At 67.9% G+C, this 25,007-nt stretch carries 20 protein-coding genes and 3 tRNA genes; 18 read left to right on the forward strand and 5 right to left on the reverse strand.

The window, feature by feature from the left end:
• Positions 1 to 95 precede the first annotated feature (95 nt).
• Entirely contained in the window at positions 96 to 1,091 is a 996-nt protein-coding gene (locus PA27867_RS01340; protein ID WP_066592176.1) for an alpha/beta hydrolase, read from the forward strand.
• An 86-nt stretch (positions 1,092 to 1,177) separates the two neighbouring features.
• On the opposite strand, the gene PA27867_RS01345 is transcribed toward PA27867_RS01340, so the two are convergent.
• Positions 1,178 to 1,666: a YajQ family cyclic di-GMP-binding protein gene (locus tag PA27867_RS01345; protein ID WP_066598753.1), complete on the reverse strand. Its 489-nt coding sequence runs from the start codon at positions 1,664 to 1,666 to the stop codon at positions 1,178 to 1,180.
• Positions 1,667 to 1,721: 55 nt separating this feature from the next.
• The gene (locus PA27867_RS01350) at positions 1,722 to 2,738 is read right to left on the reverse strand and encodes a LacI family DNA-binding transcriptional regulator (protein ID WP_066592178.1); all 1,017 of its coding nucleotides are present in this window, start codon (positions 2,736 to 2,738) and stop codon (positions 1,722 to 1,724) included.
• Positions 2,739 to 2,894: 156 nt separating this feature from the next.
• On the opposite strand from PA27867_RS01350, the gene PA27867_RS01355 reads away from it, so the two are divergent.
• From PA27867_RS01355 to PA27867_RS21330, 3 genes are all read left to right on the forward strand, one after another.
• Positions 2,895 to 2,976, forward strand: a tRNA-Tyr gene (locus tag PA27867_RS01355).
• A 121-nt stretch (positions 2,977 to 3,097) separates the two neighbouring features.
• Entirely contained in the window at positions 3,098 to 3,931 is an 834-nt protein-coding gene (locus PA27867_RS01360; protein WP_066592180.1) for an inositol monophosphatase family protein, read from the forward strand.
• A 243-nt stretch (positions 3,932 to 4,174) separates the two neighbouring features.
• Complete coding sequence (locus tag PA27867_RS21330) at positions 4,175 to 5,488, forward strand: M23 family metallopeptidase (RefSeq protein WP_157109072.1); 1,314 nt, start codon at positions 4,175 to 4,177, stop codon at positions 5,486 to 5,488.
• A gap of 895 nt (positions 5,489 to 6,383) precedes the next feature.
• On the opposite strand, the gene PA27867_RS01370 is transcribed toward PA27867_RS21330, so the two are convergent.
• On the reverse strand, positions 6,384 to 7,142 hold the full coding sequence (locus PA27867_RS01370; protein WP_236900792.1) for a GTP pyrophosphokinase: 759 nt from the start codon (positions 7,140 to 7,142) through the stop codon (positions 6,384 to 6,386).
• A 200-nt stretch (positions 7,143 to 7,342) separates the two neighbouring features.
• Entirely contained in the window at positions 7,343 to 9,010 is a 1,668-nt protein-coding gene (locus tag PA27867_RS01375) for an alpha-amylase family glycosyl hydrolase (RefSeq protein ID WP_066592183.1), read from the reverse strand.
• Between the two features lie 172 nt (positions 9,011 to 9,182).
• Between PA27867_RS01375 and PA27867_RS01380 the strand changes: the two genes are divergently transcribed.
• The 9 genes from PA27867_RS01380 to PA27867_RS01420 all read left to right on the forward strand — a co-directional run bounded on the left by PA27867_RS01380 (position 9,183) and on the right by PA27867_RS01420 (position 17,403).
• A complete protein-coding gene (locus tag PA27867_RS01380; RefSeq protein ID WP_066592187.1) occupies positions 9,183 to 10,415 on the forward strand; it encodes a sugar ABC transporter substrate-binding protein in 1,233 nt (410 codons plus the stop codon).
• A gap of 131 nt (positions 10,416 to 10,546) precedes the next feature.
• Positions 10,547 to 12,172, forward strand: a complete 1,626-nt coding sequence (locus PA27867_RS01385; protein ID WP_066592199.1) for an ABC transporter permease subunit — start codon at positions 10,547 to 10,549, stop codon at positions 12,170 to 12,172.
• 1 nt (position 12,173) lies between these two features.
• Positions 12,174 to 13,091: a sugar ABC transporter permease gene (locus PA27867_RS01390; RefSeq protein ID WP_066592201.1), complete on the forward strand. Its 918-nt coding sequence runs from the start codon at positions 12,174 to 12,176 to the stop codon at positions 13,089 to 13,091.
• A 7-nt stretch (positions 13,092 to 13,098) separates the two neighbouring features.
• Entirely contained in the window at positions 13,099 to 15,051 is a 1,953-nt protein-coding gene (locus tag PA27867_RS01395) for a glycoside hydrolase family 13 protein (protein ID WP_084020530.1), read from the forward strand.
• 53 nt (positions 15,052 to 15,104) lie between these two features.
• Positions 15,105 to 15,176: transfer RNA gene (locus PA27867_RS01400), tRNA-Thr, on the forward strand.
• Positions 15,177 to 15,207: 31 nt separating this feature from the next.
• A tRNA-Met gene (locus PA27867_RS01405) sits at positions 15,208 to 15,281 on the forward strand.
• Positions 15,282 to 15,638: 357 nt separating this feature from the next.
• Positions 15,639 to 15,962 (forward strand): hypothetical protein, encoded by a 324-nt coding sequence (locus PA27867_RS01410; RefSeq protein WP_157109073.1) that lies wholly within the window; start codon positions 15,639 to 15,641, stop codon positions 15,960 to 15,962.
• 242 nt (positions 15,963 to 16,204) lie between these two features.
• Complete coding sequence (locus tag PA27867_RS01415; RefSeq protein ID WP_066592208.1) at positions 16,205 to 16,648, forward strand: hypothetical protein; 444 nt, start codon at positions 16,205 to 16,207, stop codon at positions 16,646 to 16,648.
• Complete coding sequence (locus PA27867_RS01420) at positions 16,645 to 17,403, forward strand: hypothetical protein (RefSeq protein ID WP_066592211.1); 759 nt, start codon at positions 16,645 to 16,647, stop codon at positions 17,401 to 17,403. The genes PA27867_RS01415 and PA27867_RS01420 overlap by 4 nt, the downstream gene beginning before the upstream one ends.
• A 58-nt stretch (positions 17,404 to 17,461) precedes the next feature.
• Here the strand turns inward: PA27867_RS01420 and PA27867_RS01425 are convergent, their stop codons facing one another.
• Complete coding sequence (locus PA27867_RS01425) at positions 17,462 to 18,463, reverse strand: LacI family DNA-binding transcriptional regulator (RefSeq protein WP_066592214.1); 1,002 nt, start codon at positions 18,461 to 18,463, stop codon at positions 17,462 to 17,464.
• A gap of 211 nt (positions 18,464 to 18,674) precedes the next feature.
• On the opposite strand from PA27867_RS01425, the gene PA27867_RS01430 reads away from it, so the two are divergent.
• From PA27867_RS01430 to PA27867_RS01450, 5 genes are all read left to right on the forward strand, one after another.
• Complete coding sequence (locus tag PA27867_RS01430) at positions 18,675 to 19,985, forward strand: ABC transporter substrate-binding protein (protein ID WP_084020531.1); 1,311 nt, start codon at positions 18,675 to 18,677, stop codon at positions 19,983 to 19,985.
• Between the two features lie 7 nt (positions 19,986 to 19,992).
• On the forward strand, positions 19,993 to 21,006 hold the full coding sequence (locus PA27867_RS01435; protein ID WP_084020532.1) for a carbohydrate ABC transporter permease: 1,014 nt from the start codon (positions 19,993 to 19,995) through the stop codon (positions 21,004 to 21,006).
• Positions 21,003 to 21,887, forward strand: coding sequence for a carbohydrate ABC transporter permease (locus PA27867_RS01440; protein WP_084020533.1), 885 nt, complete (start codon positions 21,003 to 21,005; stop codon positions 21,885 to 21,887). The genes PA27867_RS01435 and PA27867_RS01440 overlap by 4 nt, the downstream gene beginning before the upstream one ends.
• A gap of 68 nt (positions 21,888 to 21,955) precedes the next feature.
• Complete coding sequence (locus PA27867_RS01445; protein WP_066598768.1) at positions 21,956 to 24,277, forward strand: beta-glucosidase; 2,322 nt, start codon at positions 21,956 to 21,958, stop codon at positions 24,275 to 24,277.
• Positions 24,278 to 24,326: 49 nt separating this feature from the next.
• The gene (locus PA27867_RS01450; RefSeq protein WP_208857285.1) at positions 24,327 to 24,794 is read left to right on the forward strand and encodes a nitroreductase/quinone reductase family protein; all 468 of its coding nucleotides are present in this window, start codon (positions 24,327 to 24,329) and stop codon (positions 24,792 to 24,794) included.
• Positions 24,795 to 25,007 lie beyond the last annotated feature (213 nt).

Below are 25,007 nucleotides of genomic sequence, written 5' to 3' on the forward strand. Positions count from 1 at the left end.
CTCTCACTCCTCGCCTCAGCGAACTGTGAGTCAAGCCCCAAAAAAGACGCGAGTTTTCGGGGCCTAGCTCACAGTTCGCGTTCTAGGGTGGGGGTATGGGGGAGCTCGTGTGGCAGGAGGATCTGCTCGGGGAGCGCTTCCAGCAGGCCACGCTGCCGCTCGGCAGCGACGGCGAGGGCGATGTGGTCGCCACCCTGGTTCGCCACCGGCCGACGGCGACCGAGCTCGTCTCGCCGTTCGCCCCGGCGCACGGTATCGACGTGCTCTACGTGCACGGATGGTCGGACTACTTCTTCCAGACCGGCCTCGCCGAACACTGGCACCGGGTGGGCGCCCGTTTCTACGCCCTGGACCTGCGCAAGTACGGGCGCAGCCTGCGCGACCACCAGACCCCCGGCTACGTGGCCGACCTGGCCACCTACGACGCGGACATCGACGCCGCCCTCACCGCGATGGGCCACGGGGAGAACGCCGAGCGGCCGTCTCGCCGCCGCTTGGTGCTGATGGGCCACTCCACCGGCGGACTCACACTGAGCCTGTGGGCGTCCCGGCATCCCGGCCGGGCGCATGCCCTGGTGTTGAACAGTCCGTGGCTCGAGCTGCAGACCGGCGGTGCGGGTCGCGCTTTCATCGCGCCCCTCGTGCAGCTGGGCGCCCGGGTGCAGCCGTTGGGCACCCTGCCCCAGGTGGACCTCGGCTTCTACACCCGCTCGGTCTCGGCCGACACCGGCGGCGAGTGGAGCTACAACAAGCTCTGGCGGCCGGCGCGCGGTTTCCCGGCTCATCGCGCCTGGCTGAACGCGGTGCTCGAGGGTCAGGCCGCCGTGGCGGGCGGGCTGGGCATCGACGTGCCCATTCTCACGCTGCTCTCGGCGCGGTCGACGATCCTGCCGCGGTGGAGCGACCAGATGCGGTTCACCGACAGCGTGCTGGTGGTCGACGACATCGCCAGGGCCGCGGTGCGGCTGGGTTCCTCGGTCACCGTGGCGCGCATCGAGGGCGCACTGCACGACGTCGTTCTCTCGGCTCCGGCTCCGCGGGCGGCGGCGTACGCGGCGCTCACCCGGTGGCTGCGCGCCTACGCCCCCTAACCATCCGCGAACCGTGAGTTAGGCCCCTAAAACGCGAGATTCTGGGGCTTATCTCATAGGTCGCGAGGGGGAGGGGCGGAGGAGGGCTAGCGGAAGTTGACGAACTGGAGGGCCACGTCGAGGTCCTTGCCCTTGAGCAGGGCCATCGTGGACTGCAGGTCGTCGCGGCTCTTCGAGGAGACCCGCAGCTCGTCGCCCTGGATCTGGCTCTTGACGCCCTTGGGGCCCTCATCGCGGATGATCTTGTTGATCTTCTTCGCGTTCTCCTGGTCGATGCCGGCCTTCATGCTGGCTTCGATGCGGTACTCCTTGCCCGACGCGTACGGCTCGCCGGCGTCGAGGCTGCGCAGCGAGATGCCGCGCTTGATCAGCTTCGACTCGAACACCTCGAGGATCGCCTTGACGCGCTCCTCGGTGTTGGCCTTCATGAGCACCTTCTCGCCGCTCATCTCGATGGATGCGCCCACGTTCTTGAAGTCGTAGCGCTGAGCCACCTCTTTGTGAGCCTGGTTGAGCGCGTTGTCGACCTCCATGGGGTCGACCTTGCTGACGATGTCGAACGTTGAATCTGCCATGGGAGCCATGTTACCGAGAAGGGCCGGATGCTGCCCGCTCCGGCCGCGCTCCCGCTCAGCCGCCGGGGCGGGCGGTGCTCGAACGCACGATGAGCTCGAACGGCATCGGCGTGTTCAACGCCGCCTGGTCGTGCTTGCCCGGGTGCAGCTGGTCCATCAGGATCTCCACGGCCTTGGCCCCCTGGCCCTGCGGGAACTGGGCGATGGTGCTCAGGCCGAAGAAGTCCGCCAGCTCGTGGTCGTCGACGCCGATGACCGAGACGTCCCGTGGTACCACCAGGCCCAGGTCGCGGGCGGCCAGGATGCTGCCGATCGCCATTTCGTCGGAGGCCGCGAAGATCGCCGTCGGGCGGTCGTGCGGGCTGCCGAGCAACTGCTTGGCGGCCCGGTAGCCGCCGCGGATGGTGAAGTCGGCCGGCTGGAACAGCTCGGCCGACAGCCCGATCCCGGCGCCGTCCAGGGCGGCCTCGTAGCCGAAGCGCCGGTTCGTGGGCAGGTGGAAGTCGAGGTCGAAGTCCTTGTTGCCGCCGATGTGCGCGATGCGGGTGTGGCCGAGCGCGAGCAGATGCTCGGTGGCGAGCCTGGACACCGCCACATCGTCGATCGTGAGGGTGCGCACCCCGGAGATCGGACCGCCCACGCCCACCAGCGGCTTGCCCAGGGCGTGCAGCCTGGCCACCTCGCTCTCGGTGAGTTCGAGAGAGATCGCGATGACGGCATCCACTCGCTGGCGCAACAGGAAGTGCTCGAACACGCTGCGGCGTTCGTCGCCGCCGCCGGTGAGGTTGTAGAGGGTGAGGTCGTAGCCGTTCTGCAGCAACGCCTTCTGGGCGCCCTCGACGACGCTGGAGAAGAACCAGCGGTTGAGGAACGGTACGACGACGCCGATGTTCTTCATGCGCCCCGACGCCAGGCTCGACGCGTTGGACGAGACCACATAACCCAGCTCGAGCGCGGCGGCCTTGACCTTCAACCGGGTGGCCGGAGACACGTGGCCGTTGCCGCTCAGGGCGCGCGAAACCGTGGCGGTGGAGACGCCCGCGCGGCGGGCGACCTCGTCGATGCCGACCATTCGGGTTCCTTACCGGCGTGCAAGAAGGGGTATTAGCCGATCATATCCACCGGCCGAGCGGCGGGTCGCCCACCCTGATTTCGCACTTGGGCCCTCTGGCTTGTATTCTGTCTGAGCGTCTCCGGTCACGTGGTCACATATGGTCGGGTATGCACTGGCGAGTTACCCAAGCGGCCAAAGGGATCTGACTGTAAATCAGACGGCGTAGCCTTCGTGAGTTCGAATCTCGCACTCGCCACAGCAAGAACTGCACAAACACAGCACAACGAACGCGCCGGACCTCCGGCGCGTTCGTGCGTTAACCCGCCGGATGCCCAGCCGCCCTGTCGGGGTCGGGTGCCGTGGCGTACCGTGGGCGGATGACCACTGCAGCCACCGCCGAACTGCTCGTCCTCGCCCAGGAGACCGCCACGGTCGCCGGGGAGCTGGCGCGCCTCCGCCGCGCCGAGGGCGTGGAGATCGCCGCATCCAAGTCGTCCCCGGAGGACGTGGTGACCCTGGCCGACCGCGAGACCGAGGCCCTCATCCGCGGCCTGCTGGCGGATGCGCGACCCGACGACGGCTTCTACGGCGAGGAGTCCACCGCCACCAATGGCACGTCGGGCCTCACCTGGGTTGTCGACCCCATCGACGGCACCGTCAACTACCTCTACGGCATCCCGTTCTACGGTGTGAGCATCGCCGTGGTCGAGGGCGACGCCGACCCGGCCACCTGGACGGCCCTGGCCGGCGCGGTGCGCAACCCCGCCATCGACGAGCTGTTCTCGGCGCGCGCCGGCCACGGTGCTCACCTCAACGGACGCCGCCTCCAGGTGGCCAGCGGAGTGCCGCTGTCGCTGGCCCTGTTCGGAACCGGCTTCTCGTACGACTCGGCCCGACGCACCCGGCAGGCGCAGGTACTGCAGGGCCTCATCCACGAGGTGCGCGACGTGCGCCGGATGGGCGCCGCCTCCCTCGATCTGTGCGGGGTGGCGGCCGGCCGGCTCGACCTCTATTACGAGCGTGGCCTGAAGCCATGGGACCACGCCGCCGGCGCTCTCGTCGCCGCAGAGGCCGGCGCCCGGGTCGGTGCGTTCGGTGACGACCGTGAAGGCCAGAGCCTTCTCATCGCGGCCGCCCCGGATCTCTACCGCACGGCCGAACCGCTGCTGACCGAACTTTTCCAGGATTTTATGGCCGACGACGACATATGAGGATTCCCCGGCGGCGCTACCGGCGCGTCCCTTGCGATGCCGGGTCACACGCCGGTTCTCGTCCCATGATCGAAGCGGCCCGAGTCGCCCCGACGGGGTGCGCACCACCCCGTTTTCGGGTGTGATTCGCCGTCGCGAAATGGAATTTTCGCGGCTCGCAAGCTAGCCTTTATCTATTCGTTACTTTGGCTAGAGCCAAATCACCCGATTTTTCCCTGTCCTACGCGCTGAAAGTTCCCGCCCTTGTCACGTCACTCCCCGTTCTCGGATGCCTCCGCGCCCGACTCGAGTGACCCCTCACAAGACGACGAATTGTCGCCGTTCCCGGCTCCGTCGAACACCCCGCAGCCGGTGCTGACCCGCCGCGAACAGCGCGAACTCGAGCGCCGACTGGCCGAAGACGCCTCCCCCGCTCAGGACGCCCCGGCCGCAGGCCACGAATCCACCGACTTTGTTGCCGCCGGCGCCGCAGAGCTCACGCCCGAGGCGCTTCTCGTTGTCGACGCCGAGCTGGACGAGCCGCATGTCGAGTCCGTCGTCGTGCGCGAAGCGGATCTCGTCCTCCCCGCGGAGCCGGCCTACGAGCAGCTCCCCACCGACGTGTCGCCGAACACCACGACGACCTCGATCCCACTGCCCTCCCGCGCGGCCCTGCGCGCCCAGCTGCGCGCCGCGCAGGCGAAGGATGAGGCCACGCCCACCGTCACCGCCGTTCCGGCCGCACAGGCGCCCCAGGAGTCGCCCGAGGCCGAGCGGGTGTTGCCCGAGTTCGTGCCGCGCACCCGTGCGCTGCCGGCCCCGGTCAAGCGCACTCCCGTGTCCACCCGTTCCGGACACCACCGCATGCGCATGCTCGCCGCCCGCAGCGGATCGATCGTCGCCATGACTTTCGTGGCACTGATGGCCGTGGCCACCTCGATCCCCGCCGACGCCCTGCTGTCCTCCAGCGACGTGCAGGCCGCGGCGCACCAGGCGCAGAAGCCCGCCGACGGCGGCCCTGCCCAGGTCATCAACCTCGCCAGCGGTACGGACACCATCACGGTGGAGCAGGACAGCTTCGAATCCAAGTCCATCGCCGAAGTGGCCGCGGCCAGCGGCATCCGCCTCGAGGCTGACTTCACCAACAACCCGAACGGCACCATCCAGTGGCCGTTCGCGGTGGGTGTGCACGTCGGCGACCAGTTCGGCTACCGCAACTGCGCCGGCTGCTCGGTCAACCACGGCGGCCAGGACTTCAACCCCGGCCTCGGGGCTCCTATCCAGTCGATCGCCGACGGCGTCGTCAGCTACGCCGAGGACGGCGAAGGCAGCCTGGGCGTGCACATGGTCATCGACCACATGATCAACGGCGAACTGGTATCCAGCGTCTACGCGCACATGATCCACGGGTCGATGTTGCTGAAGACCGGCGACGTCGTGAAGGTCGGTCAGGTCATCGGCCAGGTCGGCTCCACGGGCATGTCGACCGGCCCGCACCTGCACTTCGAGATCCGCCTCGGCGGCATCAACGGCACCAAGGTGGACCCGCTGGTCTGGCTCCGCGCCAACACCAACTAGGCCACCGCCAGCAGCCCAGCCCGGGAGTCCACGCACGGCGCGCCCATACGCTGGTTGAGCTTGTCGAAACCTGGTGACCCGTCCTACGATCCCGCGCGGGGTCTCGACAGGCTCGACCGACGTGTGGTGGCGTTCCCGAGTCCTGCGCGCGGACTCTGCGCACGGCGCGCCCATACGGTGGTTGAGCTTGTCGAAACTTGGTGACCCGTCCGGGGATCCCGCGCGGGGTCTCGACAGGCTCGACCGACGTGTGGTGGCGTTCCCGAGTCCGGCGCGCGGACTCTGCGCACGGCGCGGCCATACGGTGGTTGAGCTTGTCGAAACCTGGTGACCGGTCTCACGTTCCCGCGCGGGGTCTCGACAGGCTCGACCGACGTGTGGTGGCGTTCCCGAGTCCGGCGCGCGGACTCTGCGCACGGCGCGCCCATGCGCTGGTTGAGCTTGTCGAAACCTGGTGACCCGTCCTACGATCCCGCGCGGGGTCTCGACAGGCTCGACCGACGTGTGGTGGCGTTCCCGAGTCCGGCGCGCGGACTCTGCGCACGGCGCGCCCATGCGGTGGTTGAGCTTGTCGAAACCTGGTGACCTGTCCTACGATCCCGCGCGGGGTCTCGACGGGCTCGACCGACGTGTGGTGGCGTTCCCGAGTCCGGCTCGCGGACTCTGCGCACGGCGCGGCCATACGGTGGTTGAGCTTGTCGAACCCTGGTGACCCGTCCTGGGATCCCACCCGGGGTCGCGACAGGCTCGACCGACGTGTGGTGGCGTTCCTGAGGTCGGCTCGCGGACTCTGCGCACGGCGCGCCCATACGGTGGTTGAGCTTGTCGAAACCTGGTGACCTGTCCTACGATCCCGCGCGGGGTCTCGACGGGCTCGACCGGCGCGGGCGTCGGCTCAGACGGCCTTGGCCAGGAACGCCTCGAGCAACGAGCGGGGCAGCGGGAACGGCATGCCGTCGGCTCCGTTGGGTGCGGACTGAAGCTCGCGCTGCGCCACCGGCTCGGCGACGGTGCCCAGCGACACCACCTGGTCGTGCAGGCGCTCCATGTCCACGTCCAGCCGGTGGGCCACATCCGCGGCCTGTTTGAGCTCGCCCACGAGGGCGGCCGGCACCGCCCCGTCGTACTTGTAGAAGATCTTGTGTTCCAGGCTGGCCCAGAAGTCCATCGCCACGGTGCGGATCTGCACTTCGACGGTCACGGGCTGCACCCGGTCGGACATGAAGACCGGAATAGCCACGATCAGGTGCAGGCTCTTGTAGCCGTTCGGCTTCGGGTTCTTGATGTAGTCCTTGACCTGCAGCACCGTGATGTCCTGCTGGCTGGTCAGCATCTCCAGTACCCGATAGGTGTCTGAGATGAAGCTGCAGGTGATCCGGATGCCCGCGATGTCCTGGATGTTCTCCCGGATGCCCTCGAGGTGCATCGGGTAGCCCTTGCGGGTGGCCTTCTTGAGGATGCCCTCGGGCGACTTCAGCCGGTGGCTGACGTGCTCGATCGGGCTGTAGTCATGGATCGCACTGAACTCTTCCTTGAGAATGTTGACCTTGGTCATCATCTCGTCGGTCGCGAACTTGTACGACATCATGAAGCGAGTCAGCTCGGTCCGGAGTGCTCGGAGGTCGGTCGGCCATTCGGCGTCCTGGTCCGTCACGAGTTCTCCCTCATCCACCAACGCCGTCATCCACCGTGTTGCGATCACACGGTGCGGCTCTCCAACGATGCCGCGCGCACAGAGCGGCGACCACCCCAGTCTGGCATCCCGCACATCGGCACTCGCTGGGAGCAGGATGTGAGCGCCCGATGAGAAGGCGTTGTGCGGGATGCGGGGCGACCGCCGCCGTGCGGCCCGGATCAGGCCTGCAGCCAGGCGGTGGTGTCGCCGGGGAGAGTGCGTCCCTCGAGGAGTTCGCTGCTGAGCAGCAGGTCGCCGTCGGGCAGCTCCACCGGCTGGTCGCCGGTGTTCGCCACGACGACGACATTCCCGTTGCGGAATACGAGCACACTGTCGCTGGGCGACGGCAGCCAGTCGACCGAACCGAGTCCGAGGCCGTGCTCGCGGCGCAGCTTGAGTGCGAGCGTGTAAAGCTCCAGCGTCGATCCCTCGACGCCCTCCTGCGCATCCCGGGCCAGAGTGGCCCACTCGGCCGGCTGGGGCAGCCAGCTGGCCGGGCTGGGGCCGAAGCCGTACGACGGCGAGGCCGCCTCCCAGGGGATCGGCACGCGGCAGCCGTCGCGGCCGTAGCGCTCCCCGTTGGTGCGGAACCAGGTGGGGTCCTCGCGGGAGGAATCCGGCAGGTGGATGACCTCGGGCAGGCCGAGTTCCTCGCCCTGGTAGATGTAGCTCGAACCGGGCAGCGACAGCATCAGCGAGGATGCGGCGCGGGCCCGGCGCAGGCCCACCTGGGTGTCGGGCAGTCCAACGGTGTTCGGGCCGATGCCGTGGCCCTGCAGGTTGTCCGCGGTCAGGGCCAGCCGGGAGGCGTGGCGCACCACGTCGTGGTTGGAGAGCACCCAGGTGCTCGGGGCGCCGACGGCGCTGAACGCGGCCAGGGAGTCGTCGATCACGCGCTTGAGCGGCGCGGCGTCCCACGGGGTCTCGAGGTAGGCGAAGTTGAAGGCCTGGTGCATCTCGTCGGAGCGCACCCACTGGGCCACCCGGTCGAGCGGGTCGACCCAGGCCTCGGCGGCGAGGATCCGGTCGCCCTCGTACTCGTCGAGCACCTGGCGCCAGTCGCGGTAGATGTCGTGCACGCCGTCCTGAGCCCAGTAGGGCGCGCCGGCAACGGGCTCGGCCACGACGCCGGGCTCGAGCGAGGTGGCCCCGCCCATGCTTCCGCCGTCGACCGGCGGAGTGTAGTCGGGCAGGCCCTTGGCCTTGATCATGCCGTGGGCCACGTCCACCCGGAAGCCGTCGACGCCGCGGTCGAGCCAGAAGCGCAGCACGTCCCGGAACTGGGTGCGCACCCACTCGTTGTCCCAGTCGAAGTCGGGCTGGGTGGTGTCGAAGAGGTGCAGGTACCACTGGCCCGGCGTGCCGTCGGGGTCCACGGTGCGGGTCCAGGCGTTGCCGCCGAAGACGGACTCCCAGTTGTTCGGCGGGAGTTCGCCGTTCTCGCCGCGGCCGTCGCGGAAGATGTAGTGCCCGCGCTCCTCGCTGCCGGGCCCGGCCGCCAGTGCCGCCTGGAACCAGGGGTGGTCGCTGGAGGAGTGGTTGGGCACGATGTCCACGATCACCCGGATGCCCAGCGCGTGCGCGGCATCCTGCATGGCGTCGTAATCGGCGAGCGTGCCGAAGAGCGGATCGACGTCGCAGTAGTCGGAAACGTCGTAGCCCGCGTCGCGCTGCGGCGACCGGTAGAACGGCGAGAGCCAGATGGCATCCACCCCGAGCTCGGCCAGCTGGGGCAGGCGGGAACGGATGCCCGCGAGGTCGCCCATGCCGTCGCCGTTCGCGTCAGCGAACGACCGTGGGTAGATCTGATAAATAACGGCGGTACGCCACCACTCTGTGCCTGTCATGACGGACAGACTACGGCATTCCGACGAACGTGCAAGCGCTTCCACTAATCTGCAACCGCATATTGACCTCAGCGCTGTAGATAACCACACACTGGGTTGCTAATCGAGAAAATGACAGGTATACATGTAACCGCTTGCACAAATGTCAATGTTGATTACGAAAGGCACACCAATGATGGTGAAGAAGAATGGCCTGCTTGCCGCGGGCGCGATAGCCGTCGCGGCGTCCCTGGCCCTGGCCGGATGCTCGGCTGGATCCGACTCGAGCGGCGCCACCTCGGACGCCGATTCCAGCACGTTGACAGTGTGGGTCGATGCCGACCGCGCCGCCGTGCTGAAGGACGCCGCCGCGGCCTTCACCAAGGAATCCGGCGTCAAGGTCAAGCTCGTCCAGAAGGACTTCGCCAAGATCCAGGAAGAGTTCATCGCGCAGGTTCCCACCGGCAAGGGCCCCGACATCACGATCGCCGCCCACGACTGGCTGGGCAACTTCGTGAGCAACGGCGTCGTGCAGCCCGTCGAGCTCGGCGACACCGCGGCCGACTACCAGCAGGTCGCCGTCACCGCCATGAGCTACGAGGGCAAGACCTACGGAGTGCCGTACTCGATCGAGAACATCGCGCTGCTGCGCAACACGGCCCTCGCCCCCACGGCCCCGGCCACCTTCGACGACATGGTCGCCGCCGGCACCGCCGCGGGCACCGAGTTCCCCTACCTCGTGCAGATCGGCCCCGAGGCCGACCCGTACCACCTTTACCCGTTCCAGACCTCGTTCGGCGCCCCGGTCTTCGGCACCAACGCCGACGGCAGCTACAACCCCGACGACCTCACTGTGGGCAACGCCGGTGGCGAGGCCTTCGCCACCTGGCTTGCCGCCGAGGGTGCGGCCGGGCGGATGAGCGTCAACCTCACCGGCGACATCGCCAAGGAGAAGTTCTACGCCGGCGCCTCCCCGTTCCTGCTCACCGGACCGTGGAACGTGCCGGACGCCCAGGCCGCCGGCATCGACGTGTCCGTCGACGCCGTTCCCTCGGCGGGCGGCCAGCCCGCCCAGCCGTTCGTGGGCGTGCAGGGCTTCATGGTCAGCGCCAAGACCAAGAACGCCATCGCCGCCAACGAGTTCCTGGTGAACTACATCGGCAGTGAAGACGTGCAGACCGCGCTCTATGAGGTCGGCGGGCGCCCGCCGGCGCTCACCGCCGCGTTCGAAGCCGCCAGCTCCGACCCGATCACCGCCGGCTTTGGCGCCGTCGGCGCCACGGCCGTGCCGATGCCCAACATCCCGCAGATGGGCAAGGTCTGGCAGTTCTGGGGCGTTACCGAGGCCGCCATCATCAGCAACCAGGGTGACCCCGTGCAGCTGTGGCAGAAGATGACCGCGGACATCGCGGCCGCCATCCAGTAACAACCGGCTCCTCCCAGGTGCGCCCGGCCTCGTCGGGGCCGGGCGCACCCGATCACCGCACCACCGCTACGCCGCACCACCCGCAGAAGCGCAGCACTCGCAGCACCCGCACCTCACATCGAGAGCAGACAATGATGACTACCCCCGGAACCGGGCACGACCGGGCCCAGATCGTCGCCGCCAAGAGGCAGCGGCAGGCGAGCCGCATCGCGGAGGCCGCATCCGCCGGCATCAAGGTACTGCTGGTCAAGGTGCTGGTGCTGGGCATCGTCGACGCGATCAGCGTCTACGCCCTCTTCGTGCTGTTCGCCAAGCAGGACTGGCTGGTTTTCGGACTGGTCCTCGTCGTCACCGTGGCGGTCAACTGGATCTACTTCCGGGTCAAGGGCCTGCCGGCCAAGTACCTCACCCCCGGCCTGATCTTCCTGCTCATCTTCCAGATCTTCGTGGTGGGGTACTCCGGCTACATCGCCTTCACCAACTACGGCACCGGACACAACAGCACCAAGGACGATGCGGTCTCCTCGCTCATCCTGTCGGCGCAGGAGCGCGTGCCCGATTCGCCCACCTACGCCCTCACCGTGCTCGAACAGGCCGGCGTCTACAGCTTCCTGGTCACCGATCCCGACGGCGACATCAGCGTCGGCAACGCCGACACCCCGCTCAAGACCGTGACGGATGCCGAGACGGACGGCTCCGGCCAGGCCGTGGGCCTGCCCGGCTACACCACCCTCAACTTCGCGGACATCGTGTCCAACCAGGAGGCCATCGCGGCCGTGGCCGTGCCCCTTTCCGACGACCCGAACGACGGAAGCCTGCGCACCCCGGACGGCTCCGCCGCCTACCTCTACCTCTCCGACCTCGTCTACGACGAGGCCGCCGGAACCATGACGAACACCGGCACCGGCGTGGTCTACACCGAGGACCCGTCGCAGGGCTCCTTCGTCGCCGCCGACGGCAGCGAGCTCCAGCCCGGCTGGAAGGTGGAAGTGGGCCTGGCCAACTTCGCCAAGGCCTTCGGCACCGACTCCATCCGCGGCCCGCTGATCAGCGTCACCCTGTGGACCTTCGCCTTCGCCTTCCTCTCGGTGGCCACGACCTTCGCGCTGGGCCTGTTCCTGGCCATCGTCTTCAACGACCTCAGGATGCGCGGCCGCAACGTCTACCGCGTCGTGATGATCCTGCCCTACGCCTTCCCCGCGTTCCTCTCCGCCCTGGTCTGGGCCGGCATGCTCAATCCGCAGTTCGGCTTCATCAACCAGGTGCTCTTCGGCGGCGCGGAGATCCCATGGCTCACCAACGAGTGGCTGGCCAAGTTCAGCATCATCTTCGTGAACCTCTGGCTGGGCTTCCCCTACATGTTCCTGGTCTGCACGGGCGCGCTGCAGTCGATCCCCGGCGAGCTGCAGGAGGCCGCCACGGTGGACGGCGCGAAGCCCTGGCAGGTCTTCCGGCTGATCAAGCTGCCGCTGCTGCTGGTGTCGGTGTCGCCGCTGTTGATCGCCTCGTTCGCGTTCAACTTCAACAACTTCAACCTCATCTACATGCTCACCAACGGCGGCCCACGCGACGTCACGGCCGGGGTGAACGTCGGCGCCACCGACATCCTCATCTCGATGGTCTACAAGGTCGCCTTCGTCGGCGCCAACCGTGACTACGGGCTGGCGAGCGCCTTCTCCATCCTGATCTTCGTGCTCGTGGCCCTCGTGTCGATCATCAGCTTCAGACAGACCAAGGCACTAGAGGAGTTGAACTGAGATGGCCATCGCACCGAGCATCGCAGCCCCGAGCGACACCGACTACATCCCGGTGAAGCGCCCCTTCAGCTTCGGCCGCTGGTTCCGCGCCACCGGCTGGCGCCACCTCATCGGCGCCGTCATGGTGGTCTTCTCCGCCTTCCCGCTGCTCTACGTTCTCTCGGCGTCGCTGCACCCCGGCGGCACCCTGATCACCGCCAACGGCCTGTTCAGCCAGATCGACATCGGCAGCTACGTCACCCTCTTCAACCTGCCGCAGCAGCCCTACGCCGACTGGTACGCCAACACCCTGCTGATCGGCGGCATCACCTCGGCCGGCACCGTGTTCCTGGGGGCCCTGGCGGCGTACTCCTTCTCTCGGATGCGCTTCACCGGCCGCCGGGTGGGCCTGCTGATGCTCGTGCTCGTGCAGATGTTCCCGCAGCTGCTGGCCGTCGTGGCCATCTTCCTGCTGCTCAACGGCATCTCGGACATCTTCCCCGCCATCGGCCTCGACACCCAGATCGGCCTGATCATGGTCTACCTCGGCGGCGCGCTCGGCGTGAACACCTACCTGATGTACGGCTTCTTCAACACGATCCCGGCCTCCATCGACGAGGCGGCCAAGCTCGACGGCGCCGGCCACGCGCGCATCTTTTTCACCATCATCCTGCGCCTGGTCGCGCCCATCCTCGCGGTGGTCGGGCTGCTCTCGTTCGTGGGCACCACCAACGAGTTCGTGATCGCGAGCATCGTGCTGATCACCCCCGAGAAGCAGACCCTCGCGGTGGGCCTCTATCAGTTCGTGTCGCAGGAGTTCTCGAGCAACTACTCGGTCTTCGCGGCCGGCGCCGTGCTCGCGGCCCTACCGGTGATGGCCCTGTTCCTCTGGCTGCAGAAGTACATCGTGGGCGGCCTCACGGCCGGCTCCGTCAAGTAAGCGCCGGATGCCGTTCCACCCGACTCCGCAGCACCTGCAACCGCCCGGCGCCACGCCGCTCCACGCCCTGCCGCACCACGATGGCTCCCCGCTCTACGTCTCGACCCCCGCCCCGTCGTTGGGCGACGTCGTCACGGTGCGGCTGCGCATCCCGCTCGCCTTCGGCGCCGTGGCCACGGTGCGCACCCGGTCCAACCCCGACCAGGAGCCGCGATTCGACGACGCCCGGCCACTCGGTTCGGCCGGCACGGACGCTGACGGATACGCCTGGTGGGCCGCGGACCTCCGGGTGGAGAACCCGGTGCACGGCTACCGGTTCCTGATCGACATGGCCGACGGCGGCCACTGGTGGCTGAACGCCAGCGGGCTGCACGACATCGAGACCCTCGACTCCGAGGACTTCAAGCTCGTCGCCCACCCGGCCCCGCCGGACTGGGCCGCGACCAGCGTGATGTACCAGGTCTTCCCCGACCGGTTCGGCCGCTCCGCCGCCGCCGACACGCGCGAGGCACCGGACTGGGCCATGCCCGCGCAGTGGGGCGACGCCGTCGACCAGTTGCCGCCGGGGCGTTCGCACCAGTTCTATGGCGGTGACCTCGACGGCATCACCGAGCACCTCGACCATCTCGAACGGCTCGGCGTGACCCTGCTTTACCTCACCCCGGTCTTCCCGGGCCGCTCCAACCATCGTTACGACGCCGCTGCCTTCACCGAGGTCGATCCGCTGCTCGGCGGCGACGCGGCCCTCATCCGGCTCGTCGAGGCCGCCCATGCGCGCGGGTTCAAGGTGATCGGCGACCTCACGGCCAACCACTCCGGCGACGGCCACGAGTGGTTCCGGGCGGCCCACGGCACCCCAGCGGCGCCCGAAAGCGCCTTCTACTACTGGCTCGACGCCGAGCAGCGCGACTACATGTCCTGGCTCGGCGTGCCCGAGCTGCCCAAGTTCAACTGGACCTCCCCGGAGCTCCGCCGCCGGTTCATCGAGGGCGCGGACTCGGTCGTTGCGAAATGGCTGGAGCCGCCGTTCAGCCTGGACGGCTGGCGCATCGACGTGGCGAACATGACCGGCCGCCTCGGCGACGAGGACCTCAACGCCGAGGTCCGCCAGGCCATCCGGCAGACCATGCTCGAGGTGAACCCCGACACCATCCTGCTCGGCGAATTCACCAACGACGCCGCGGCCGACTTCCAGGGCGACGCCTGGCACGGAGCGATGACTTACGCCAACTTCACCAAGCCGCTCTGGTCATGGCTCTGTCGGCCCGACCCGGTGCCCTCATTCTTCGGCGTGCCGCTGGGCCGTATCCCGGCGCACACCGGCGCCCAGTTCCACCGGGCGCACACCCGCTTCGCCGCCGGATTCCCCTGGCGCACCCGGCTGGCCACCATGAACGCCCTGGACACCCACGACACCGCCAGGTTCCGCACCCACGCCGAGGCCGAGGTGGTGCCGGTGGCGGTGGGCCTCTCGGTGACACTGCCGGGCATCCCGGTGGTGTTCGCCGGTGACGAGTTCGGCCTGGCCGGGATCGACGGCGAGCACTCCCGCACGCCGATGCCCTGGTCCACCGCGGCCGACCCCGAGGTGGCCGGCAGCATCGACCTCTACGCGGCGCTGATCGGGCTGCGCCGGGCGCACGAGGCGCTCAGCACCGGCGGGCTCCGCTGGCTGCACGTGGGCGACGACGCGCTCGTCTACGTGCGCGAGAGCGCGGGGGAGACGGTGCTGCTGCTCGCCACCCGCGCCGCGGCTGACGTGACCCTGCCGGCCTGGGTGGTGCCGCTGGGCGGCGTCGTCGGCACCCTCCCGGCGGAGCTGGGATCGGCGGTCTTCTCTGCCGGCCAGGAGGGGCTGCACCTGGCCGCCACCGGCGCATCCTTCACCACCTGGGTGCTGCCCGGCGTCACAATCGCGGCGGATGAGCGCCCTGTGTCGCAGAGAGGTCTCGCGAGGTGATAATGTTTACCGGTTGCCAAAAGCACGGTTCAGCTTCAGAACTATGAAGTTTTGCCCCCTTAGCTCATTGGTAGAGCACTTCCTTGGTAAGGAAGAGGTAGTGGGTCCGATTCCCACAGGGGGCTCAGGCTTGGGAGCTAAGCTCTGAAGGCCTAAGGCGGGGTAGCTCAGTTGGTTAGAGCACACGGCTCATAATCGTGGTGTCGCGGGTTCAATTCCCGCTCCCGCTACACACAAAGGCCCTTTGATCAAGAATTTAGCCGATCATGGGGCCTTTTCTTTTTTGCTGGTTGCCAGCCGACTCCGCTCCTAGCTCCGGTTTAGACCAGAGTGTTGTGCGCCAACGACGGCCCAGCGTCGGTGGGAGCCGCCGGATCGTCGCCAGACGTCTCATTCCGCAAGACCAGCTCAGGAACGAGCGCGGACCGGTTCCCTGTGGACCGGCACAGCGCACACGAGAGCCTCGCGTATGCTCCTGAAGATGGAGGCGTGACATGGATGTTGTGAATTCACCCGTGCTTGAGCTCTCTGAGTCCCGCGAGCTGCTGAGCAGCGCAGTCGAATCGGTCATTCGTCGAAAGACGTCAATGCTTATCTCGATGTGGGTAGGCATCATCGCCGTCGCCGCCTCCCTCATTGTTCTCGGAACACTCACTCTGTATCAGGGCGGGCGTCTGGTCTTCACCTGCTGGGTGCCGAACTACGGGCTCGAGCCTCGACCCGATGTCGCGGATGCGTGCACGGAAGCGTGGCGCCCCTACGTCTTGGCTCCGATCTGGGCGATGGTGCCGTGTCTCCTGGCCGCCCTGTCCATGATCGTTGGAGCGCAACGACCGCGACTGAGTTGGCCCATCGCCGGAGCCCTCATCGTCGCCGCTGGCATCGTGTTCGCGCTCGTGCAGTCTGCCTGAGACTTCCCGAGGCGCCTGCACTCATTATTGACACTTATAGTCCTACATGGGACTATTTATGTATGCATCTATCCACGTCTCAGGCCGCCAGTGAGCTAGGTGTATCCGCTCGCCAAGTCAGGCGTTCTGCGGCTTCTGGACGAATCGTCGCCACCAAGCACGGTGCATCCCACGCCTTCTCCCAGCGCCAGGTTCAGGCTCTCGAACGCACAGCCCACCGAGGCCGCAACTGGACAGACGAAGTGCAAAAGGCTGCTCTCGACTTGCTTGCGACCGGAAAGACCTCTGATCTAACCAACACGGCGCTGAGCAGCACCGAGCGAAGTCGACTCAAGCAGCGCATTCGCACCGTCGACGTGGGCACGCTCGCGGGGCAGATCCTCCGGGGCCGCGTGTCTCTGAGGCGAGCTGTGAGCGACGAGGCCAAGAGCCGTTTCGTGGCTGGGCTGGCCGGTGAGCTCGGACTCTCCGTTGGCGGCGGACTTGGCGTGCTCGTCGCACAGGACGCCAGCCGCGCGGCCAGAAGGGGCCGGCTCGGCCTGGATGACGCCGGCGACATCGCTGTCATCGAAGGCGACGAGGCCCACCGCAAAGCTCTTGAGGCCCTGGCCCTGTACACCTACGGCGACGCGCGTGAAAGCTCAGCCGCATCCCAGTGGCTCTCCGCAGTGCAGGCAGCTCTATGAGTGACCGTCCGATAGCCAGCCGTCCGCTGGTCAACGTCGATGCTCGCTCCAGCAAATGGGACGAGCCGCCGTGGCCCTCAGCGTTCGAGCTCGCGAGGCTCCTGCCGCACAGCTCCTGGACTCTGGTCGGCGGCCTCATGGTGAAGCTCCACGCTGAGCTCTCTGAGCTCCCCGCCCCGCGCACGACAGTGGACGTGGACTCCGCTCTCCATCTCGAAACTGAGGCGATCACTTTCCCCCAGGCCGCTGCGCTCCTGCAAGGAGCCGGCTATGTACTGGACAGGTCCACCAAGCACGCATACCGCTTCGATCGAGGAAGTGAGCGGGTAGACCTGATGTGCGCCGATCGTCAGCTCATCTTCAGGGGCACTCGATATGACGGCCGCCCACTCTTCGGAATCCCCGGGGGCACCCGCGCACTCCAGCAAACGATCAATGTCGATGTACTGACGGAAATAGACACAGTCCGGCTCGTCGTCCCCACCGTGCGTGGCGCGCTGGTGCTCAAGGGTGCTGCCTATCTGGCGGACTCCCGAGCGCGGGGCCGCCACGCTGAAGACGCAGTGGTACTCCTGGCCTGTATGGACGATGCAAGCGAAGCGCTGCTCGGCCTGGGTCAGCAGAGCCGGGGACGCCTGCGCGCTCTCGTCAAAGTACTCAACGAGCAGACGACGCCCTGGGCAAACCACGATGCGGTGGTCCAGGCGCTTGCACGAGAGACTCTCGATGAGCTCGCCGAGTTGCTCGGTACGTAGTCACGAGTGGTGGCGCTGACCACGGCACTGTGTGTGTGCTCCTCCGGTTCGCGGAGGGTTACGGGCGCGGGGGACCGGTCGTCGCCCGGCGCACGAGACCGGTGGGCAACCGGATGTGGTTCTGCGGCAGGGTGTCGCCGTTCAGCAGGGAGACCAGCATCCCGGCCGCCGTGGCGCCGAGCCTCTTCATGGGCTGCCGGATGGTGGTCAGCGCCGGGTTCATCTGTGACGCCTCCGGGATGTCGTCGAAGCCGATCACCGAGACGTCGCCGGGTACCTCGAGGCCGAGCTCCGCGGCGACCTGGATGATCGCGATCGCCGACAGGTCGTTCGCGGCGAACACCGCGGTGGGGCGGTCGGTCATTGACAGCAGCGACGCGGCCGGTGCCTTGGCCGTGTCGCGCTTGTACAGGCCGACCCGCACCAGCGCCGGGTTGAACGCGATGCCCGCATCCGCCAGCGCCTGACGATAACCGGCCTCGCGGAGGGTGGCACTGCGCAGGTCCGGCCGGCCGCCGAGGAAGCCGATCCGACGGTGGCCGAGTTCGATCAGGTAGCGCGTGGCCTGCAGGGCGCCGCCGAAGCTGTCCGACTCGACCGTGGGGAGGTCGGCGCGGCCGGTGTGCGGGTCGATGGCCACGACGGGGATCTCGGTGGAGGTGGTGTCCACCGTGGGCGTGACCATGATCGCACCGTCGATCAGCGTGCCGCTGAGCCGGCTCAGCGACCGGCGCTCCCAGCCGTTGGTCTCCCGCTGCCGGGAACCGCTGTAGGCGAGCAGGTCATACCCGGAATCCTGCAGCGCGACGCCGACGCCCTTGAGGATCTCAGCGCTGAAGGGCTCGAAATCGGCCACCAGGATGCCGATGACGCTGGTGCGACGGGAGCGCATGCTGCTGGCGACCAGGCTCGACTCGTAACCGAGCTGCTGCACCACGTCGAGCACCCGCGCCGTGGTCGCCGCCGAGATGCCGTACCGGCCGTTGACCGCCTTGGACACCGTGGCGACGGACACGCCGGCGGCGGCGGCGACATCGTGGATGGTGGCGCGGGGAGACATGGGATCAGCATAGGACGTTTGGAAACTGTTTTCGAAAACGTTTGACACTATTTTTCCTGGCTGTGACACTGAGGCAATTCGGATGTCGGACGGGCCATCACAGTGGGCGTGCCGAAGGCCGAAAATACAGCACTGCCCGACAGGGCGCGGCTCTACACCAAGACCATCGATGACCGATGGCGTCCCTCAATGAAGAGAAAAGGTTGAACCAATGAAGGTGAACCACACCACAGCGAAGAGAATCTTCGCGGGAACCATGGTCCTGGGCCTCGGTGCCCTGGGCCTGACGGCCTGTAGCGGCGACTCAACGGGTGACGGGTCGTCATCCGGCGGCGACGTCACGATGAGCCTCTGGCAGAACTCCACCACCGGCCCCGGCCAGGCGTTCTGGGACAAGACCGTCGCCGACTTCGAGACCGCCAACCCCGGCGTGACCATCAAGGTCCAGTCCATCCAGAACGAAGACCTCGACGGCAAGCTGCAGACCGCCCTCAACTCCGGTGACGCCCCCGACATCTTCCTGCAGCGCGGCGGCGGCAAGATGGCGGCCATGGTCGCGGCCGGCCAGCTGATGGACCTCACCGGCGGCATCTCCGACCAGGTCAAGGAAGAGATCCCCGAGGGTTCCTTCATCGCGAACACCCTGGACGAAAAGGTCTACGCCATGCCCGTCGCGGTTCTGCCCGGCGGTATCTTCTACAGCCAGGACCTCTTCACGGCGGCCGGGATCACCGAGACCCCCACCACGATCGACGAGCTCGAGGCCGACGCGGCGAAGCTCAAGACCACCGGCGTCGCACCGATCGCGCTCGGCGCCAAGGATGCCTGGCCCGCCGCGCACTGGTTCTACTTCTTCGCCCTCCGCGAATGCAGCCCGGCCGTTCTGGCCGAGGCGGCAGACACCAAGGACTTCAGCGACGACTGCTGGATCAAGGCCGGCGAAGACCTGCAGAGCTTCGCCGACACCGAGCCCTTCAACGACGGCTTCCTCACCACCGCCGCCCAGCAGGGCGCCGGCAGCTCCGCGGGCCTCGTAGCCAACCACCAGGCAGCCATGGAACTCATGGGAGCCTGGAACCCGGGCGTCATCGCCTCCCTCACCCCCGACACGAAGCCGCTGGCCGACCTGGCCTGGTTCCCGTTCCCCGAGGTGTCCGGCGGCGACGGCAAGCCCGGCTCCATCCTCGGCGGCGTCGACGGCTACTCCTGCTCGGCCTCCGCTCCGCCGGAGTGCGTCGACTTCCTCAACTACATCGGCAGCGCCGATGTGCAGAAGGAGTACTACGCGGCCTTCAACGCGCCGCCCGTGAACACCGTGGCGCAGGAAGCCGTTACCGAGCCCTACCTCAAGCAGATCATCGAGGCCTACAACAAGGCCCCGTACGTCTCGCAGTGGCTGGACACCGTCTACGGCCAGAACGTCGGAAACGCGCTCAACGTGGGTGTCGTCGACCTCCTCGCCGGCAAGGGCAGCCCGGAACTGTTGATCCAGGCGGTCAACGACGCGGCCAAGAAGGCCTAGGCAGCTCATGTCAGTTCGCGAGAATACTTCGACGCGATTAGAGGTGGATCTCGCGAGCGGCGGGAACTCGGGCACCACGCCCGGGTTCCCGCCCGTGCGGCGCCCCCGCCGTGTCAACTGGGGGGCCCGGGTAGAGATCGCGGTCCTCGTGGGACCGGCGCTGATCGTCTTCCTCGGCTTCGTGATCTTCCCCGTGGTGATGGCCGCGTACTACGGCTTCTTCAGCTGGCAGGGCTACGGCCCGCCGACCGACTTCGTCGGGTTCCGCAACTACATCACCATCATCCAGGACCCCACTTTTCAGGAGGCCCTGACCCACAACGGCGTCATCGTCGTGCTCTCCCTGGTGCTCCAGGGGCCGGTGGCGATCCTCCTCGCCCTGCTGTTGAATCGAAAGCTCCGCGGGCAATCGCTCATCCGCGTGCTCATCTTCGTTCCCTATGTCATCTCCGAGGTCGTCGTCGGCACCGGCTGGAGCCTCATGCTGCAGACCAACGGCGCCGTGAACGGCCTCCTGGAGAAGGTCGGCCTGGGCGCGTTCACGCAGGACTGGCTGTCGAACCCCGACATCGCCATCTGGACCCTCATGGTGATCATCACCTGGAAGTACGTCGGTTTCGCCGTCATCCTCTTCCTCGCCGGTCTCCAGGGCATCCCCGAGGAGCTGCCGGAGGCGGCGGCCATCGACGGAGCGTCGTTCTGGCAGATCCAACGCCACATCACGCTGCCGCTGCTGGCGCCCACCCTGCGTATCTGGGCGTTCCTGTCCATCATCGGGGCGCTGCAGTTGTTCGACCTCGTCTACATCATCTGGGGCCAGTACATCGCCTCAACCGCCGGTACCTCGACCATGGCGACGTACCTCGTCACCAATGGGCGCAACGCCGGCAACTACGGCTACGGAAACGCCGTGGCTGTCGTGCTCTTCCTGATCTCCCTGATCGTGGCGCTGATCTACCAGCGCTACGTGCTGCGCAGGGACACCGAAGGCGCCATCACTGGAAAGGGAAAGAGCCGATGACCGCGCTACAGACGCCCGCGGTGGCCCTGCCGCCGGCCACCCCGCCACCCGCTATCGTGACCAAGCGACGCTGGGGCACCCCGGTCGCCTACGTTGTCGCCGTGCTCGTGATCGGCCTGATGCTCGCCCCGGTGCTGTTCATCATCATCGGCGGGTTCCGCACCAACGCCCAGATCACCACGGACCCGTCCGGGTGGCCGAGCGTGTGGAACATCGGCAACTACCTCGATGTCCTCACCGGCGGCACGTTCTGGCGGCTCGTGGGCAACTCCCTCATCGCCGGGCTCGCCACCACCTTCGGTGTCGTGCTGCTCGGCCTGATGGCCAGCTACGTGCTGGCGCGGTACTCGTTCCGCGGCCGTGGCATCCTCTACGCCATGTTCGCGGCCGGGCTGATGTTCCCGATGACCGTGGCCATCACCCCGCTGTACCTGGTGGTGAAGAACCTGGGCCTGATGAACTCGCTCGGCGGTGTCATCCTGCCGCAGATCGCGTTCGCGTTGCCCACGACGATCATCATCCTGGTGCCGTTCCTGCGGGCCATCCCCGACGAGATCCAGGAGGCGGCCTTCATCGACGGTTGCAGCCGGCTCGGTTTCTTCTGGCGGATGATCGTGCCGCTGGCCATGCCCGGCGTCATCACGGTGGGCATCCTGGCCTTCATCGCCAGCTGGAACAGCTACCTGCTGCCGCTGTTCATCCTGAACAACGACGCCGTGTTCACCCTGCCGTTGGGCGTGCAATCGTTCGCCTCGCAGTACTCCGTGGATACCGCGAAGGTTCTCGCGTTCACCTCCCTGTCCATGATTCCCGCCCTGGTGTTCTTCGCCCTGTTCGAGCGCCGCATCGTCGGCGGGCTCACTGGCGCGGTCAAGGGCTGATCTGCCGCCCGCGTGTGGCGTCAGTGTTTTTGTCGAAGTAGAAAGAGAACGTTGTGACCAACCCCGAAATGCCGCCGGTGTCCGAACGCGTCCGCGCCCTGCACGCGCAGATGACCCTGGAGGAGAAGCTCGCGCAGCTCGTCGGATACTGGGTCGACCAGGGCGGTGAGGTCGTCGCCCCGCTCGCGGGGGAGATGGCCACCTCGACCCGGTACGACGAGGCGACGACCCACGGGCTCGGCCACCTCACCCGCGTCTACGGCACCCGCCCGGTCGACCCGGTCGAGCGAGCCGAGTGGCTGTGGGCGGAGCAGCGCCGGCTCAAGGAAGAGACCCGGCTGGGCATCCCCGCCATCGTGCACGAGGAGTGCCTGACCGGGCTCGCCGCGTGGAAGGCCGCGACCTTCCCCACCCCGCTGGCCTGGGGGGCCGCGTTCGACCCCGAGCTCGTCGAGGAGATGGGCCGGCTGATCGGCGGCTCGATGCGGCAGCTCGGCATCCATCAGGGCCTGGCGCCCGTGCTGGACGTCATCCGCGACCCGCGCTGGGGTCGGGTGGACGAGTGCATCGCCGAGGACCCCTACGTCGTCGGCACCATCGGGACCGCGTATGTGCGGGGGCTGCAGGCCGAGGGTGTGCACGCGACCCTCAAGCACTTCGTCGGGTATTCGGCGTCGCAGGCCGGTCGCAACCACGCCCCGGTGCACGCCGGCCGGCGCGAGATCAACGACGTGTTCCTGCCGCCGTTCGAGATGGCGGTACTGGACGGTGGGGTGCGGAGCGTGATGAACTCCTACGCCGAGATCGACGGTGCGCCCGTGGGCGCCACCCCTGAGTACCTCACCGAGATCCTCCGGGACCATTGGGGCTTCGACGGTGTGGTCGTGTCCGACTACTTCTCGGTGGCGTTCCTGCAGCTGATGCACGCCGTCGCCGCCGACCGCGGTGAGGCCGCCGAGCTGGCGCTGGCCGCCGGGATCGATGTGGAACTGCCGACCGGAGACGCCTTCCTCGCGCCGCTGATGGACCGGGTGCGCGCGGGCCTGACCGACGAGACGCTGATCGACCGTGCGGTGCTGCGGGTGCTCACGCAGAAGGAGGACCTGGGCCTCCTGGACGAGACCTTCACCATGGCGCCCACCGAGATCGACCTCGACTCGCCCGAGCACCGCCGGGTGGCACGGGTACTGGCCGAGGAGTCCCTCGTGCTGCTCACCAACCAGGGTGTGCTGCCCCTGCGCGCAGCCGACGGCCGGGGGCCCCGCAGCATCGCCGTGCTGGGGCCGAACGCGGACTCCACCGAGGCGCTGATGGGCTGCTATTCGTTCGTGAACCACGTTCTCGCACACCACCCCGACGTGCCCGCCGAGCTGTCGATGCCCACCGTGCTCGAGTCGCTGCGGGAGGAATTCCCCGGCGCCGAGATCCGGTACGCCGCCGGCTGCGACGTCGAGGGCGACGATGAGTCGCTCCTGGCCGCCGCGGTGGACGCGGCCCGGCAGTCCGACGTGGCCGTGGTCGTCGTCGGCGACCGGGCCGGGCTGTTCGGCCGCGGCACCGTGGGCGAGGGCAACGATGTGGAGAGCCTGGAGCTGCCGGGTCTGCAGCGCCGGCTGGTGGAGGCCGTCACGGCGACCGGCACCCCGGTGGTCATGGTCTTGATGACGGGCCGCCCCTATGCCGTGGCGTGGGCGGTCGACGGACCGGATGCCCCGGCGGCGGTTCTGCAGGCGTTCTTCCCCGGCGAGGCCGGCGGCGGCGCCATCGCGGCCGTGCTGGCCGGCACCGTCGCGCCGACCGGGCACCTGCCCGTGTCGTTGCCGCGGGCGGCGGGGGCCCAGCCGTACTCCTACCTGCACCCGATCCTCGGCGGGCCGAGCGACGTGACCAGCGTGGACAGCACCCCGGTGCTGCCGTTCGGGCACGGGCTGACCTATACGACCTTCGAACGCACGGCGCTCGAGGCCGACGCCACCGTCGACGCCGGCGGCACGTTCTCGGCGAGCGTACGCATCCGCAACACCGGGGTGAATGCGGGCACCGACCTGGTGCAGTTCTACGCCAGGGACGTGCACGCCAGCGTGACCCGGCCGGTCGCCCAGCTGCTGGGTTACCAGCGGGTCACTCTCGAGCCGGGCGAGGAAGCCGTGGTGCGCTTTGCGGTTCCGACGGCACGGCTGGCCTTCACCGGCCTGACCTTCGAACGCATCGTGGAGCCGGGCGAGGTGGAACTGTGGGTGGGCCCGTCCTGTGCCGTCAAGGAGACCACCGGGAGCATCCGCATCACCGGCGCCGTGCATCGCGTGACGGTGGAGGACGCCCGCCTGGTGGCCACCGCGGTCGAGCGGATGGCCGAGCGGACGCGCGGCACCGAGGCGGTGCCCGCCTGAGGCAGCAGAAACTGTTCGTGCCGGGTGGCTCGCGCGTACTATCTGACCAATGAGCTTCGATGACCGGCACCGGCAGATGTACAGCGGGGGCCGCCCCGGCCGGGCGGCCCTGCGATCGAACCGTTTCATGGGTCGGCTCGCGGCGTCCGGCCTGTTGGGCTGGTGGCTGATCCGGCTGGACACCGTGAATCCGAAGTCGGGCACGCCCCTGCGCTTGCCTCTGGTGACCGCGCGGGTGGACCGGCGTCGCTATGTCGTCTCGATGCTCGGCCAGGGCGCACGATGGGTGCGCAACGTGCGGGCCGCCGACGGACGCGTGTCGATCCGGGCGGGCATGAGCCGGGCCGTGCAACTCACCGAGGTGGACGTGGGCCGCCGGCCCGCCATCATCAAGAACTACCTGCAGCGTGCCCCCGGCGCCCGCCCGCACATCCCGGTGGATAAGGATGCGCCGGTGGCGGAGTTCGCGGCGATCGCGGCGGATTACCCGGTCTTCGAGATCGGCCGGGTGCGCTGACCGGGCCGCGGGGACACCGGGCAGAGGGCCGGCCGGACGGCCAGAAGGAAGGGGCGGGCCACCCCGATGACGGCCCACCCCAAGCGGGGATGCTTCTGGTGTGACCTCGGTCAGGCCCTATCAACGGTGCCTCAGGGCCACACTTCGGGGAACACCCCCGTTTGGGGGCAGTGTATCCCCGAATTCACCGGTTCGTAAGGCCCGGAGGGCGAC

Source organism: Cryobacterium arcticum (genome assembly GCF_001679725.1).
Lineage (GTDB): Bacteria > Actinomycetota > Actinomycetes > Actinomycetales > Microbacteriaceae > Cryobacterium > Cryobacterium arcticum_A.

Coding starts and splice junctions, on each gene's coding strand:
- PA27867_RS01345 (WP_066598753.1), bottom strand. CDS start 1,666: ATGGCAGATTCAACGTTCGACATCGTCAGCAAGGTCGACCCCATGGAG.
- PA27867_RS01350 (WP_066592178.1), bottom strand. CDS start 2,738: ATGGTCGGCATCGACGAGGTCGCCCGCCGCGCGGGCGTCTCCACCGCC.
- PA27867_RS01445 (WP_066598768.1), top strand. CDS start 21,956: ATGCCGCCGGTGTCCGAACGCGTCCGCGCCCTGCACGCGCAGATGACC.
- PA27867_RS01390 (WP_066592201.1), top strand. CDS start 12,174: ATGGCCATCGCACCGAGCATCGCAGCCCCGAGCGACACCGACTACATC.
- PA27867_RS01430 (WP_084020531.1), top strand. CDS start 18,675: ATGAAGGTGAACCACACCACAGCGAAGAGAATCTTCGCGGGAACCATG.
- PA27867_RS01435 (WP_084020532.1), top strand. CDS start 19,993: ATGTCAGTTCGCGAGAATACTTCGACGCGATTAGAGGTGGATCTCGCG.
- PA27867_RS01450 (WP_208857285.1), top strand. CDS start 24,327: ATGAGCTTCGATGACCGGCACCGGCAGATGTACAGCGGGGGCCGCCCC.
- PA27867_RS01410 (WP_157109073.1), top strand. CDS start 15,639: ATGCTTATCTCGATGTGGGTAGGCATCATCGCCGTCGCCGCCTCCCTC.
- PA27867_RS01425 (WP_066592214.1), bottom strand. CDS start 18,463: ATGTCTCCCCGCGCCACCATCCACGATGTCGCCGCCGCCGCCGGCGTG.
- PA27867_RS01340 (WP_066592176.1), top strand. CDS start 96: ATGGGGGAGCTCGTGTGGCAGGAGGATCTGCTCGGGGAGCGCTTCCAG.
- PA27867_RS01440 (WP_084020533.1), top strand. CDS start 21,003: ATGACCGCGCTACAGACGCCCGCGGTGGCCCTGCCGCCGGCCACCCCG.
- PA27867_RS01360 (WP_066592180.1), top strand. CDS start 3,098: ATGACCACTGCAGCCACCGCCGAACTGCTCGTCCTCGCCCAGGAGACC.
- PA27867_RS01385 (WP_066592199.1), top strand. CDS start 10,547: ATGATGACTACCCCCGGAACCGGGCACGACCGGGCCCAGATCGTCGCC.
- PA27867_RS01380 (WP_066592187.1), top strand. CDS start 9,183: ATGATGGTGAAGAAGAATGGCCTGCTTGCCGCGGGCGCGATAGCCGTC.
- PA27867_RS01395 (WP_084020530.1), top strand. CDS start 13,099: ATGCCGTTCCACCCGACTCCGCAGCACCTGCAACCGCCCGGCGCCACG.
- PA27867_RS01420 (WP_066592211.1), top strand. CDS start 16,645: ATGAGTGACCGTCCGATAGCCAGCCGTCCGCTGGTCAACGTCGATGCT.
- PA27867_RS01375 (WP_066592183.1), bottom strand. CDS start 9,010: ATGACAGGCACAGAGTGGTGGCGTACCGCCGTTATTTATCAGATCTAC.